A 13175-nucleotide genomic window follows, 5' to 3' on the forward strand; every position below is an offset into this window, starting at 1 on the left:
AGCGCCGCCGGGTCGATCAATGCACGGCGAGTGAGATCTTCTCCCGTTCCGTCGCGGACACGACGTCGCGGGTGGAGCGCAAGTCGATGGTCACGCTGTGCAACGTGCCGCCGTAACGGAAGGTGCCGTGCTCGGCGAACTCCTCCGAGACCGGGCTTCCCCGGTTGATGCCGACGTCGAGCTGTTCGTTCATGCTGAAGATCGCCCGCGTGGTCTTCTCGATCCGGCCCTCGGAGACCACCTCGCCGTCAACGCTCAGGGAGACGATTCCGCCCTTGCCGATTCCGCCGCCGTCGTACTCGAAGTGAACGGATACCTCGCTGGCGTCGGCACTAAGCTGACCCGGCCCACGAACGTAGGTTCGGCCTCCACCGCTGAAGTTGTAGCAGTAGACCGGGACGGAATCGAGTATGTACAAAGCGAATCCGCCGAACCGACCACCGAGGCTGACCAGCATGCCGTCCGCAACGCTGCCCAGGCTCGCGGTCAGCGTGTACGAGCGGTTGAAGAACGTCGGTGCAGCCTTCTCGACCAGGCCGTTCATGTGCGGGTACAGCGTGAGGGTCTTACGGCCCATCAGCGGATGTGGTGGTCGTGATTCCGCGGTGGCGTGACGGCCGACCGTTCTGTCGTCCAGCGGCAGTACTTGATACTTGGCGGCCTCGACGAGGAACTTGTCCTTGAGCCTGGCAAGGATCTCGGGATGCTCGTCTGCAAGATCGCGTGCCTGCGACCAGTCGACCGATGTGTCGTACAACTCCCAACGGTCTTCGCTCATCGGGGTGAGCTCGAGGCCGTGAGTCGCCATCAGCCAGGGTGCGCGGTGCGCGGTGACCGCGGTCCAGCCGTGATCATAGATTCCGCGATTGCCGAAGATCTCGAAATACTGTGTGGTGTGGCGCTCTTCGGCGTCGGGCTCGGCGAAAGTGTAGTTCATCGCCACACCCTCCATCGGTTTCTGGGCGACGCCGTCGACGCTGGTCGGTGCCGGAATACCGGCCGCTTCCAGAATTGTCGGCGTGATGTCGACGCAGTGGTGCCACTGTTCCCTGATTCCGGGCTTGTCGATCCCCTTGGGCCAGCGGGCGATCAGGCCGTTTCGGGTACCGCCGTAGTGGGACGCGACCTGCTTGGCCCACTGGTACGGGGTGTCGAGGGCCAGAGCCCACGACGCCGGGTAGTGCGGGTAGCTGGTTTCGGTTCCCAATTCGTCGTAGCGCGCCAGCACGTCGGATGTCGCACTCTTGTAACCGTTGAGGCCGGCGAGGTAGTTGAACGAGCCCTCCATGCCGCCTTCCGCGGAAGCGCCGTTGTCACCCATCATGTAGAGCACCAGGGTGTTGTCGAGTACACCCATGTCCTGCAACCGGTCGACGAGCCTGCCGACCTCGTCGTCGGTGTGCTCGAGGAACGCCGCGTACAACTCCATCAGACGGGCCGAAACCTTCTTCTGATCGTCGTCGAGTTCGTCCCAGTGCGGGAGCCCCGGAGCCCACGGGGCCAACTCGGTATCAGGAGCGACGACGCCCAGTTCCTTCTGTTTTTCGAGGGTGATCTCGCGTTGGCGATCCCAGCCGTGATCGAATTCGCCGACGTACTTGTCCAGGTAGCTGTCCGGGACCTGAAGTGGGGCATGGCAAGCGCCGAACGGGAGATAGCAGAACCACGGCTTGTCCGGGTCCATCGTGTTGACACCCTCGACCCATTCGATCGCGTGGTCGACCAGGTCCTCGGACAGGTGGTATCCCTCCTGTGGTGTCTTCGGCAAGTCCACCATGGTGAAGTCCTCGTAGAGCACTGGCGTGAACTGGTCGGACTCGGCGCCGAGGAAACCGTAGAACTTGTCGAAACCCTCACGGACCGGCCAACGATCGAACGGCCCCGCGGCGGTTGTCTCCCAAGTCGGGGTCTGGTGCATCTTGCCGAAAGCGCCCGTCGCATAGCCGTTTCCCTGCAAGACGCGGGCAACTGTCGCTGCGGAAGCGGGCCGGGTCCCGTTGTATCCCGGTGCAGCGTTCGCCATTTCGGAGATGACTCCCATGCCGACGCTGTGGTGATTGCGCCCGGTCAACGTGGCAGCGCGCGTCGGTGAGCACAGAGCGGTGGTATGGAATCGGCTGTACTTCACGCCGGTCTCGGCCAAACGCTCGGCGGTGGGTGTGCGGCACGGACCGCCGAAGGCAGAGGGCGCCCCGAATCCGACGTCGTCGATCATGATCAGTAGCACGTTCGGTGCCCCGACGGGTGGGCGAAGCGGTTCCGGGCGGGTGTACGGGGGATTCTGATCGGGGTAGTACACGGCGGCCGCGACGTTCGGCGTCTCGGGGATGATCGGGATGGAATGGCGATTCACCAGCAGGCTCCTTGGCGTGTGCAAAACCGGGTCGATTAAGCAGTCGTCTTAATTTGAAAGCGTATCGGTCCGGATTCCGTTGACGCCGTAGGTCTCGCTGACTGGGACTATCACCCCCCGTGAGTGGTTAAGGAGTCCCTGTACTCCCTCATCGCGCACAGGGGTTGGGTCTTGCGAAATTAAGACAGCGACTTATATGGTCGGTGTATGCCCGCCTCGCTGGACGCCAAGAACGCCATGATCGCCGTCGCTGAACGGATGTTTGCCGAGCACGGTATTCACGAAGTGTCCATGAGGGACGTGGCGACTGCGGCCGGGCAGCGAAACAACTCTGCGGTTCAGTATCACTTCGGTGGGCGAGACGGTCTGGTGCTGGCAGTATTCCGCCATCGGATGGATCAGATCAATGCAGCGCGACTGACGTATCTCGACGACATCGACGCCAATGGGCGGACTGACCTGGTCCGCGCGTTGGTCGAAGCCTTTCTGTATCCGCTGGCCGATTTCATGGCGACGGTCGACGGTTCCAACTATGCGAGGTTCATTGCGAGGGTCTCGCCGTCGGTGGATACACAGAGCGCCGAGTTCCGTGAGGTCAGCGAGGGGATCAACGAAGTTGTCGGCAGACTGACGCGGGCATTGCCGCATCTGCCCCGCCGCGTCGCGGTCGAACGGATCGACCTGTCGTTCAACATGAGTGTGTCCGCGCTGGCCATATTCGAGCAGCGCCGCGAAGACGAAAACCCGGTTGTGCAGGCGGATTTCGATACGACGGTGGACCATCTGGTCGATCTCGCGGTGGGAGCCCTGACTGCACCCCAAAGCACACACAAGCGCACACGAGCACAGCGGGTGCACGCGTCGACTGACGTGTGACCCTTCAGGACACGACAGGACGGAGTCATTTGATGGCTACCCTTACATCATCGCGCACAGTTCAAATCGGCAATCACACAATCGAATTCGGGCCACGCGGAATGCGGCGAAATCCGGAAGGCGTTGAATCGAACCCGTACGAGCGGTTCACTCTGACGCCCGTCACACCGTTCATCGGTGCCGAGATCAGCGATATCGACTTACGTGATCCGTCGGAGGATCAGATCGAGGATCTACGTCGGGCCCTACTCGAATGGAAGGTGGTCTTCTTCCGCGACCAGCCGATTTCGAGTCTGAATCATCGTGACTTCGCCGCCCATTGGGGCGAACTCGAGATTCATCCACTTCTCCCGCAGGGAGAGGTCCCGGCCGTCGTCAGATTCGAACGCGGAGAGGACAGTCCAGGCACCGAGAACATTTGGCACGTCGACGTCACCTGGACCAAGACACCGCCGCTCGGTTCGGTCCTTCGGGCGATCGACGTGCCGCCGGCCGGCGGTGACACGTTGTGGGCAGATATGGGAAATGCTTTCGACTGCCTCCCGGACGAGATCAAGGACTTGATCGACGGCAAGGACGCCATTCACGATTTCGTGCCGTCCTTCGGACGCGGTATGAGTCCGGAGAAGTTGGAGCAGATGAAGGAGCAGTACCCACCGGTTCTGCATCCGATGGTCCGTAAGCATCCGGAAACCGGGCGTAAGACGCTGTTCGTCAACAGCCTCTTCACCACCCACATTCCGGACATGGATCCTGCCGAAGGCAACGATCTGCTCAACCTGTTGTTTGCGCAGGTCAAGGTCCCGGACTTCCAGTGCCGTTTCAAGTGGGCGCCGAATTCGATTGCATTCTGGGACAACCGGGCAACACAGCACTACGCGGCGAGCGACTACTTCCCTCATCGCCGTGTCATGGAGCGGGTGGCAATCCTCGGAGACGTGCCCTTCTGAACTACGTCTGCGGAATGCGGATGATGCACCGAAAGCCGACGTGGCAGGTCGAGGACTCTTCGGACTCGCCCTGCCGCGCGGCAGGGCGGTACCGCAAGCAGTAGTTCGGCGCGCACAGATGTGAGCCGCCTTTGATCACCCGTCGTGCGTAGGGTTCGCCCGTCAAGACCTCGGTGGCGAACTCCGCGCGGGGATTGCGCGGAATGCAGCACGAAGAGGCAGGCGCGACATTCTTGGAACTGTGGGCGTGGTCGGACGTGTAATGATCGGCCGTCCATTCCCACACGTTCCCGGCCATGTCGAGCAGTCCGTAGCCGTTGGGCCGGAACTTTCCGACCGGCGCGGTGCGCTCGTACCCGTCCTCGAGCAGGTTCTCCCACGGGAACTGGCCCTGCCAGACATTGCCACCAGGCCGCCCACCCGGCGAGTCGTGATCGCCCCACACGTAGGCCTGGCGATCGAGTCCGCCGCGGGCGGCGAACTCCCACTCGGCCTCGGTCGGGAGTTCCTTGCCGGCCCACGCGGCATAGGCCTGGGCGTCGAAGTACGACACGTGAGTAACGGGGTGCCGTTCACGTCCCCCGATATTGCTGTCAGCTCCCTCGGGATGGCGCCAGTCGGCACCGGGAGTGAACGACCACCACTGGGTGTAGTCGTCGAGTGGAACAGGGCCGGGTGGTGAATTGAAGACCAACGATCCCGGAACGAGGAGGGCTGGATCGGCGTCGGGATAGTCGGCGGGATCCGGGGCGATTTCCGCTGTGGTGACGTGGCCGGTTGCCTTCACGAAGCGTCGGAACTCGGCGACCGTCACCGCCGTCGTGTCCATCCAGAATCCGTCGACTGTGACCTGGTGAACTGGGCGTTCTTCGGGATAGAAGTCTTCGGAGCCCATCCAGTACGTCCCACCCGGGATCAAAGACATGTTCTTCGGGGGAGTAGTCGTGGAGTGAGGCATCGTCATGATTTCAAGAATCGCACGTTGGTCGCGCCGGTGTGGGGAGAGTCCCACCTGGTGCCCTCGGCAGGATTCGAACCTGCGACCCTTCCTTTAGGAGAGGAATGCTCTATCCCCTGAGCTACGAGGGCGGGGAGCATACCGACAAGCACTGAAAACCCTGTGCTGCGGGGGTTTTCGCTTCCCGATACTGCCGTTGCATCCGCTCGACCTATCGGCACGAAGCCCCAGACGTCACAGCTGCGCTAGTCAGTGTAGCGGCCCGCCGACGCGGTGGCGAAGTCGACGGTGTCATCGCGTGCAAGGTGCCGGCCGAACCGATCGTACTGATCGCAATGGTGGTCACTGCCGAGCAGGCGCGGCATGGTGCGGGAATGACCCGCAGAATCCGCTTCAACGCCTTTGCCATGAACTGCGTCGCCCACCAATCGCCAGGTCTGTGGCGCCACCCCGAGGACCAGTCGTCCAGGTACACGGATCTGAGGTACTGGACGGAGTTGGCGAAACTCCTCGAGCGTGGACGATTCGACGGACTCTTCCTGGCAGATGTCCTGGGAACCTACGACGTCTATGGCGGGAACCACGACGCAGCGTTGCGGCAGGGCGCGCAGGTACCGGTCTCGGACCCACTGCTGCTGGCGTCGGCGATGGCTGCCGTGACGGAGCACTTGGGCTTCGGTATCACCGCTGGTACAGCGTTTGAGCATCCGTACCCGTTCGCTCGGCGTTTGAGCACCCTCGATCACCTGACGAACGGGCGAATCGGGTGGAACGTGGTCACCGGGTACCTCCCGTCGGCCGCACGGAACATGGGCGAGGACGACCAACTCCAACACGACGATCGCTACGACCACGCGGACGAGTACCTCGAAGTCCTCTACAAGCTGTGGGAAACGTCGTGGGAAGACGATGCGGTGGTGCGTGATCGAACCACCGGGGTCTACACGGACCCGTCCAAAGTTCATCCGATCGAGCATGAAGGCAAGCACTTCACGGTTCCGGGCATCCACATTTCGGAACCGTCCCCACAGCGGACGCCGGTCATCTTCCAGGCCGGCGCGTCGCCTCGCGGGGTTCGATTCGCCGCCGAGAATGCCGAGGCAATTTTTGTCGGTGCGCCGACCAAGGCGATTCTCAAAGACACCGTCACCCGAATCCGAGACGAGCTGACCAAGGTGGGCCGCGATCCGTACTCGGCCCGGATCTACACGCTGTTGACGATCATCACCGACCGAACCTCCGAATTGGCTCAGGCGAAACTCGAGGATTACCGCAGTTACGCGAGCAGTGAAGGTGCACTCGTCTTCACCTCGGGGTGGATGGGGATCGACCTGTCCGGATACCGAGCCGACGAGCCGATCGGAAACGTCGAAAGCAATGCCATTCAATCCGCGGTCGCATCGTTTCGTCAGGCCGACGAGAAGGGCCGTGAATGGACGGTGGGGGACATCGCGGAGTGGGCGGGTATCGGCGGGCTGGGACCGATCGTCGTCGGTTCCGGTGCGGAAGTCGCGGACGAGTTGCAGGAGTGGGTTGCCGAGACCGACGTCGACGGGTTCAATCTCGCGTACGCGGTGACTCCTGGAACCTTCGAAGACATTGTGGAGCATGTGATTCCGGAGCTGACGAAGCGGGGCGCCTACCAGAGCGACTACGACGAGGGGACACTGCGCAACAAGTTGTTCGGGAGAGGCGACAGGCTGCCACTCGAACACCGTGGCCGGAGTTTCGACCGGATCCGCACTGCCGGCTGAGCGGACCTCAGGACCAGCCGGACCCGGGTACGTGGACCGAGGTGGTGAGGTCGACCGCCTCGATGTCCGAAGACCTCAATTCCTCACCGCACACACTGCACCCGAGCCTTGCTTCGAACCGCTTACCGCAGGCCTTGTGATGGAGAACGATGTCCGGGCCGTCCGCCGATCTGAACCAACGTTGACCCCAGGAGATCATGCACATCACGACGGGGAAGTAGGCCGTCCCCTTGGCGGTGAGTCGATACTCGGACCACTGTGGGCGATCCGGAAGCGGACGCGTTTCCATCACACCGATCTCGGTGAGGTGCTTCAAACGATCCGCGACTATCGCCGGTGGAGCGCCGGTGATCTCGGCGAACTCTCCGTACCGGCGAGCGCCTCGGAACGCGGCACCGATGATCGCCGCCGACCAGCGATTGCCGACGAGTTCCATCGTGTGAGCCAGAATTTCCGGACGGCGTTCGGACTTGGTGGAGCGTCGACGCGATGTTGCTTCGGGGACACTGCGTGAGAAGTCGCCACTCGGGCCCATTTCGGAGTCCAGAGACCGCACGTCCACGTCCTCGCCGCACTCCTTGCAACGCAGGATCGGGGTGAAGTCGTTTCCGCATGTGCTGTGCCGCAGCGATGGTAGTGGCGCGGTTTCATTGGGCGCCCACTGCTTCTCCCACGACCACATGGTGATGAGGACGGGCCAGATCGATTGCCCTTTGCGAGTGACCGCGTACTCGTGCCTCGGTGGGTTCTGCTGATACTCACGACGCTCGAGCATTCCGCCGGCCGTCAGGATTGCCAACCGTGCGGACAACACGGAGTTGGAGATTCCCCCCAATGCCAGCCAGTCGTTGTAGCGCCGCGACCCCAACAGGGCGAACCGCAGAATCCAGAGATTCCACTCGTCCCCCAACAACCCGAGCGTGACGGCCAGTGCGTTGGGTCCGCCTGCGGGCAACTCGGTGACGCCCGCCGACGCGGTGGGTGTCGAAGAGTCGGTTGCATTCACTCGTACCACCCCGAAATCATAGGCCGTGAACCCAGTGGCACCGCGAGAGCGTACCGAGTGGTCTGCAGAAAGAGTCGGGAATCACTCGGTACGGGCAATGAGTAACGCTTCCTGAGTGATCTGGCAGATCTGGAGTCCGGATCGATCGAAGACAGCGGCATTCACGACCGCTCTGCCGGCATGAGCTGTGGGGGTCGAATGCTCGAAGAGCAGCCACTCGTCCGCTCGCACGGGGCGCTGAAACCACATCGTGTGATCGAGGGACACTCCCGTCCAATCCGTGTCGAGCGAGTGCTCCTGCCCGATGTCGTATCCATGCGGAGTCAAAGCGGTGGCCATCAACATCAAATCACTGGCATAAGCAAGAGCAGCGACGTGAATCAGTGGATCTTCGCTCAGTCGCTGCGCCGAACGCATCCAGATGTTGCGCGGAGGCGCCGCCGAATGTGTCGTGGGGGACTGCGAATCGAGTGGGGACACACGAATCTCGATGGCGGAGAACTCCTCCCACACTTCTCCCAGCCCACCGTCCGCCTCGGCCAACTCTTGCAACGTCACGCACTCTTCGGGTGGGAGTGCTGCGGGGACGGCTCGACTGTGAGTGATGCCCTCGTCGATCGAGGAGGCCGAGACCGTCGAACGGCAGACCAGTCGTCCGCCCTGGTGGACGTCGACGCCTCTGGTGGACAGGCGCTTTCCGTCGCGAAGGCGATCGACCGAGAACTCGGTGGCGCAATTCGTCGACCCGGGGCGAAGGAAGTGCGTGTGGACGGAACTGATCGCTTTGCCGTCGGTGACCGTGTGTCCGGCCGCGAGAATCGACTGCGCGACCAGTTGGCCGCCGAACAACTGAGGAAGCCGAACACCGTCGTTCGACCCTTGCCACCGGTCCGGGCCGGTCGATTCCAGGTCGAAGACGTCGGCGAGGCCACTCGTGGGGGCGGTCACGACGCGTGGTTTCGTGCCGGGCGGGGCGGACGGGGAAAGAATCCGCTGGTCCGGGCGACGTAATCGTCGTAAGCCTGTCCCTTGCTCTTGCGCATGCCACGTTCGAGCAACGCCTTACCGCTGTAGCTCACCAGCAGTTTGATCATCACGATCGGCGAGATGATCGTGATCAGCGCCAGTGGATCACCGAGTGCGAGGAGGAACAATCCGACCCAGACGCATGCATCGCCGAAGTAGTTGGGGTGCCGAGTCCAGGACCACAATCCACGATCCATCACCTTTCCGGTATTGGCAGGATCAGCCTTGAAGCGGGAAAGTTGGTAGTCGCCAACCGATTCGAAGGCGAAGCCGATGGCCCAGACGGCGATACCGATCGCGCCGACGACGCCGAGGGCACGAAACTCGTACATCGCGAACTGGACAGGCAGCGACACCACGAGAATGAGGACGCCTTGGAGTCCGTAGATCTTCCGAATCAGGAACGGAACCAACGGTCCCTGTTGATGTTTGAGCAGGGCAGTGTAGCGCTTGTCCTGCCCGTGCCCCCGGTTTCGGAAGCCGATGTACAACCCCAGTCGCATCCCCCACACCACGGTCAGCGCAAGGACAACGAGGCGACGCAGATCGTTTCCTTCCGATCCGATGGACGTCAGGTACGAGACGACGGCGACGACGGCGAAGCCTGGCCCCCAACAGATATCGATGATCGAGTGATTGTTCATTCGGATGGCGACGGCCATCACTGCGGCGATGAAGAGGAGTACGGCGATGGCACTCACTCCGAAGTTCAGCGCTAGATCGCCCAGTGGGATGTCGGTCATGCGTGCGCCTTCCGATTGTGGTGGTCGAGCAGTTCGGAAGCGAAGTCCGCGAAGGCTTCCTGTGCGCTCGGATAGGTGTGAGGTGTGCCGAGTCGACTGGCTACGAGCAGTCCATCGAGCGCCGTGGCATCGAGTTCGGTGGTGGTAGGCAAGAATTCGGTCGATCCCTCGACGGCGTCGGCCGAACGCACGCCATTGCCTGCCGTGACGATCACCTGACCGTTGGTAGTGGACTCGGGATCAACAAGGGCGGTGACTACCGGTGCGACCAAGTCGGCTCCCATGATGTCGATGAATTCGGGGTTCATTCCGGATTCGGTCATCTGCGTAGTGGCATAGGGAAGAAGGACATTGGTGAAGACGTTGCGGTTCGCACCTTCTGCCGCTGCGGTGCGGCCCAGGGCGATCACGGCTCCCTTGCTTGCGGCGTAAGCAGATACGGTGGGCTCACCGTGCAGTCCTGCGGTCGAGGCAATCATCACGATGCGTCCGAACCCGGCTTCGCGCATCACGCGGGAGGCTTCGGCTGCAACCAGTGCGGTCCCGACGACGTTTGTCGTGATGACGGTACTGAGGTTCTCGGCAGTGGTGCGGTGGAGCATCTGCGGACCGCTGACCGCGGCGCTGGTGATGCAGAAATCGAGTCGTCCGAACCGAGTGAGAGCGTCGTCCACCAACTTTCGACCGACGTCGGGGTCGGTGACGTCGTCGTGGTTGGCGACCGCCTGTCCACCGGATTCGAGGATTTCGTCGACAACCTGATCTGCGGGGCCTCGGCCGCTCGAATCGAGCGTGCGATTTCGATTGTTGACGATCACCGTGACGCCTCGGCTTGCCAGATGCAGCGCGACGGCACGGCCGAGGCCCTTGCCACCTCCGGTGACGACGGCAACGCGACCGGAGAGTGCACTGGCGGTCATGAGGCGATCCGTTCGACGAGCACGGCAACTCCGACGCCTGCAGCGCCACTGACCGCGGCCACGCCGTATCGCCCGTCGCTTCGAACCAGTTCGTCGACGCACGCGCCCACGAGAATTGCTCCGGTAGCGCCGAAGGCATGGCCCATCGCCATTGTTCCGCCGTTGGGGTTCATCCGGTCCGGCCCGGCGTCGAGAGCGCGACGGAACCGCAGGCAGAGCGCGGAGAAGGCTTCCGCGAACTCGAACACGTCGATGTCCTGCGGACGCAGTCCGGCTCGCGCGATGACGGCCTCCACGGCGCTCTGACCTGCCGTGAGCATGAGAACCGGATTCACCGATGTCGACGCGGAACCGATGATCCGTGCGCGAGGTGTCAAACCGGCTCGGGCAGCGGCTTTCTCGGACCCGAGGAGCAGGAGTGCGGCTCCGTCGGCCATGGCGGGAGAGGATCCGACGGTGTGCAGGTGCTCGATCTTTCCGACCTCTGGGTACGCGGCGAGCGCGAGAGCGTCCTGACCCCCGGCGCCGAGTCCTTCGAATGCAGCCGGAAGTGCGGCGAGTCCCTCTGCACTCGTGTCTGCCCTGACCAGTTCGTCGTGCGCGATTCCCGCCTCACCGTTTCTTCCGGGAACAGGTACAACCGACCGCTCGAACGCCCCGTTGCGCCACGCTTCGGCAGCCTTGTGCTGGGTTTCGACGCCGTAGGCATCCAACTCGTCGCGGGAGTACCCCTCGATCGTGGCATTCAAGTCGGCGGCAACACCCATATGGATGGAGCCGATCTGCGCGATAGTCGCCGGGTCGGTCCACAGCGGCCCGCGATCACTGAACATCGGGGTGCGGGAGACGCTTTCGACACCGCCTGCCACGACGAGGGAAACATCGTCGCTACGGATGCGGGCTGCGCTCTGGCCGACTGCGTCGACTCCGGATGCGCAGAATCGGTTGAGAGTCGCTCCGGGAACGGAGTCGCCCCAACCTGCCAGCAGTGCGGCAGTTCTCGCGATGTTCGCGCCCTGCTCGTCCACCTGCGATGCGCAACCGAGAACTACGTCGTCGATCTGTTCTGCGGCGAGGTTTGTTCGACCCTGCAGAGCCTTGGCCAGGTGGACCACAAGATCCACGGGGCTGTGTTCGTGGAGGGCGCCTCGCGCCGATGCTCGACCGCGCGGCGTACGCACGTAGTCGAGGACAAAAGCATCAGTCATTTTCAACCCTTCAATTAGTAGAGTTACTCTGCTAGTTGTAGTACGGTTGCGATGAAATTACAACCGCCGATACACGGGTATCTCGGTGACGTCACCGAGGCCGGATCGGCAAGGGGAGAGGTCATGACTGTTTCGAACATTTGGATTCTCGGCGGGTACCAATCCGACTTCGCACGAAACTTCACCCGTGAGGAACTCGATTTCGCGAACCTTGCCGAAGAGGTGGTGAACCACACGCTGGCCGCGGCGAAGGTTCCCGCCACCGACATCGAGGTGATTCACGTCGGTAATGCCTTCGGCCAGTTGTTTGCCGGCCAAGGTCAGCTGGGTGCGATGCCCGCCACCGTCCATCCGGAACTCTGGGGTGTGCCCTCGTCCAGACACGAGGCGGCATGCGCATCGGGCAGTATCGCGGTACTCGCCGCAATGGCAGACCTGCGTGCCGGGAACTACGACGCCGCTCTGGTGATGGGTATCGAACTGGAGAAGACAGTTCCGGGTGACGACGCAGCGGGTCATCTTGGTGCCGCAGCCTGGGTCGGACATGAAGGTCGGGAAGCAAAATTCATGTGGCCGTACATGTTCGATCGTGTGTCGAAGGAGTACGGGCGCCGTTACGGGATCGACGAATCTCACCTGCGCGCGATCTCGCAGATCAATTTCGCGAACGCGAAGAACAACCCCAACGCACAGACACGCGGTTGGTCGGTGCCCGATCTGCTCGGAAATGCGGGTGGTGACGACACCACCAATCCTGTTGTGGAAGGTGGTGTTCGACGATTCGATTGCAGTCAGGTGACCGACGGTGGTGCCGGGGTGGTGCTGGTGACGGACAAGTACCTTCGTGAGCATCCTGGTGCCGCGGCGACTCCTCTGGCTCAGATCGCGGGCTGGGGCCACCGCACCGTCGGTTTGGGCCTCGAACAGAAACTGGCGCGTGACGCGGAGAATCCCTACGTGATGCCACACGTTCGGGATGCGGTGATGGACGCCTTCTCCCGGGCCGGAGTCGATCTGGCCGGGATAGACGGGATCGAAACACATGATTGTTTCACCGCGAGTGAGTATCTCGCGATCGACCACATCGGTCTGACGGCGCCTGGCGAATCCTGGAAAGCCATCGAGAGTGGAGACATCGCCATGGGCGGCAAGCTGCCGATCAACCCGAGCGGCGGTCTGATCGGCGGCGGTCATCCGGTGGGCGCCAGCGGTGTCCGCATGCTTCTCGATGCGGCCCATCAGGTGACGGGAACGGCCGGCGGCTTCCAAGTCGAGGGCGCACACCGGTTTGCGACGCTCAACTTCGGCGGAAGTACGGCCACCACCGTCAGTTTTGTCGTCGACGCCGTTTCCTGAATTGCAGCCCAGTCTTTCCCCATCA

11 protein-coding genes and 1 tRNA gene are annotated in these 13175 nt (G+C 62.5%); 4 read left to right on the forward strand and 8 right to left on the reverse strand.

Translation table 11 applies throughout. The annotated features are described in order from the left end of the window. Nucleotides 1–16: 16 nt before the first annotated feature. Nucleotides 17–2353, reverse strand: coding sequence for an arylsulfatase (locus ACFT1A_RS06730; RefSeq protein ID WP_378446336.1), 2337 nt, complete (start codon nucleotides 2351–2353; stop codon nucleotides 17–19). A gap of 207 nt (nucleotides 2354–2560) precedes the next feature. Here ACFT1A_RS06730 and ACFT1A_RS06735 point away from each other — a divergent pair, with 207 nt between their 5' ends. Both ACFT1A_RS06735 and ACFT1A_RS06740 read left to right on the forward strand, forming a co-directional pair. Then, entirely contained in the window at nucleotides 2561–3229 is a 669-nt protein-coding gene (locus tag ACFT1A_RS06735) for a TetR family transcriptional regulator (RefSeq protein ID WP_378446337.1), read from the forward strand. Between the two features lie 32 nt (nucleotides 3230–3261). After that, nucleotides 3262–4179 carry a TauD/TfdA dioxygenase family protein gene (locus ACFT1A_RS06740; protein ID WP_378446338.1) on the forward strand — a complete coding sequence of 306 codons (918 nt, stop codon included), beginning with the start codon at nucleotides 3262–3264 and terminating at the stop codon, nucleotides 4177–4179. A 1-nt stretch (nucleotide 4180) separates the two neighbouring features. Here the strand turns inward: ACFT1A_RS06740 and ACFT1A_RS06745 are convergent, their stop codons facing one another. Next, on the reverse strand, nucleotides 4181–5143 hold the full coding sequence (locus ACFT1A_RS06745) for a formylglycine-generating enzyme family protein (RefSeq protein ID WP_378446339.1): 963 nt from the start codon (nucleotides 5141–5143) through the stop codon (nucleotides 4181–4183). A gap of 49 nt (nucleotides 5144–5192) precedes the next feature. Continuing rightward, nucleotides 5193–5268 (reverse strand) — tRNA-Arg (locus ACFT1A_RS06750). 243 nt (nucleotides 5269–5511) lie between these two features. Between ACFT1A_RS06750 and ACFT1A_RS06755 the strand changes: the two genes are divergently transcribed. Then, nucleotides 5512–6891, forward strand: coding sequence for an LLM class flavin-dependent oxidoreductase (locus ACFT1A_RS06755; protein ID WP_378446340.1), 1380 nt, complete (start codon nucleotides 5512–5514; stop codon nucleotides 6889–6891). Nucleotides 6892–6898: 7 nt separating this feature from the next. Here the strand turns inward: ACFT1A_RS06755 and ACFT1A_RS06760 are convergent, their stop codons facing one another. From ACFT1A_RS06760 to ACFT1A_RS06780, 5 genes are all read right to left on the reverse strand, one after another. Beyond that, entirely contained in the window at nucleotides 6899–7897 is a 999-nt protein-coding gene (locus ACFT1A_RS06760) for a winged helix-turn-helix transcriptional regulator (protein ID WP_378446341.1), read from the reverse strand. Between the two features lie 81 nt (nucleotides 7898–7978). Continuing rightward, nucleotides 7979–8845, reverse strand: a complete 867-nt coding sequence (locus ACFT1A_RS06765) for an acyl-CoA thioesterase (RefSeq protein WP_378446342.1) — start codon at nucleotides 8843–8845, stop codon at nucleotides 7979–7981. After that, nucleotides 8842–9666, reverse strand: a complete 825-nt coding sequence (locus tag ACFT1A_RS06770) for a DUF1295 domain-containing protein (RefSeq protein WP_378446343.1) — start codon at nucleotides 9664–9666, stop codon at nucleotides 8842–8844. The genes ACFT1A_RS06765 and ACFT1A_RS06770 overlap by 4 nt, the downstream gene beginning before the upstream one ends. Next, the gene (locus tag ACFT1A_RS06775) at nucleotides 9663–10586 is read right to left on the reverse strand and encodes an SDR family NAD(P)-dependent oxidoreductase (RefSeq protein WP_378446344.1); all 924 of its coding nucleotides are present in this window, start codon (nucleotides 10584–10586) and stop codon (nucleotides 9663–9665) included. The genes ACFT1A_RS06770 and ACFT1A_RS06775 overlap by 4 nt, the downstream gene beginning before the upstream one ends. After that, nucleotides 10583–11794: an acetyl-CoA C-acyltransferase gene (locus ACFT1A_RS06780; protein WP_378446345.1), complete on the reverse strand. Its 1212-nt coding sequence runs from the start codon at nucleotides 11792–11794 to the stop codon at nucleotides 10583–10585. The genes ACFT1A_RS06775 and ACFT1A_RS06780 overlap by 4 nt, the downstream gene beginning before the upstream one ends. A gap of 123 nt (nucleotides 11795–11917) precedes the next feature. On the opposite strand from ACFT1A_RS06780, the gene ACFT1A_RS06785 reads away from it, so the two are divergent. Then, complete coding sequence (locus ACFT1A_RS06785) at nucleotides 11918–13150, forward strand: acetyl-CoA acetyltransferase (protein ID WP_378446346.1); 1233 nt, start codon at nucleotides 11918–11920, stop codon at nucleotides 13148–13150. Nucleotides 13151–13175: the final 25 nt, after the last annotated feature.

It is taken from the genome of Rhodococcus sp. NPDC057135 (genome assembly GCF_042670865.1).
Lineage (GTDB): Bacteria > Actinomycetota > Actinomycetes > Mycobacteriales > Mycobacteriaceae > Rhodococcus_F.

Excerpts from the sequence above, each read along its gene's own strand:
- ACFT1A_RS06735 (WP_378446337.1), top strand. The coding sequence starts at position 2,561 with ATGCCCGCCTCGCTGGACGCCAAGAACGCCATGATCGCCGTCGCTGAA.
- ACFT1A_RS06740 (WP_378446338.1), top strand. The coding sequence starts at position 3,262 with ATGGCTACCCTTACATCATCGCGCACAGTTCAAATCGGCAATCACACA.
- ACFT1A_RS06745 (WP_378446339.1), bottom strand. The coding sequence starts at position 5,143 with ATGACGATGCCTCACTCCACGACTACTCCCCCGAAGAACATGTCTTTG.
- ACFT1A_RS06755 (WP_378446340.1), top strand. The coding sequence starts at position 5,512 with ATGACCCGCAGAATCCGCTTCAACGCCTTTGCCATGAACTGCGTCGCC.
- ACFT1A_RS06770 (WP_378446343.1), bottom strand. The coding sequence starts at position 9,666 with ATGACCGACATCCCACTGGGCGATCTAGCGCTGAACTTCGGAGTGAGT.
- ACFT1A_RS06775 (WP_378446344.1), bottom strand. The coding sequence starts at position 10,586 with ATGACCGCCAGTGCACTCTCCGGTCGCGTTGCCGTCGTCACCGGAGGT.
- ACFT1A_RS06780 (WP_378446345.1), bottom strand. The coding sequence starts at position 11,794 with ATGACTGATGCTTTTGTCCTCGACTACGTGCGTACGCCGCGCGGTCGA.
- ACFT1A_RS06785 (WP_378446346.1), top strand. The coding sequence starts at position 11,918 with ATGACTGTTTCGAACATTTGGATTCTCGGCGGGTACCAATCCGACTTC.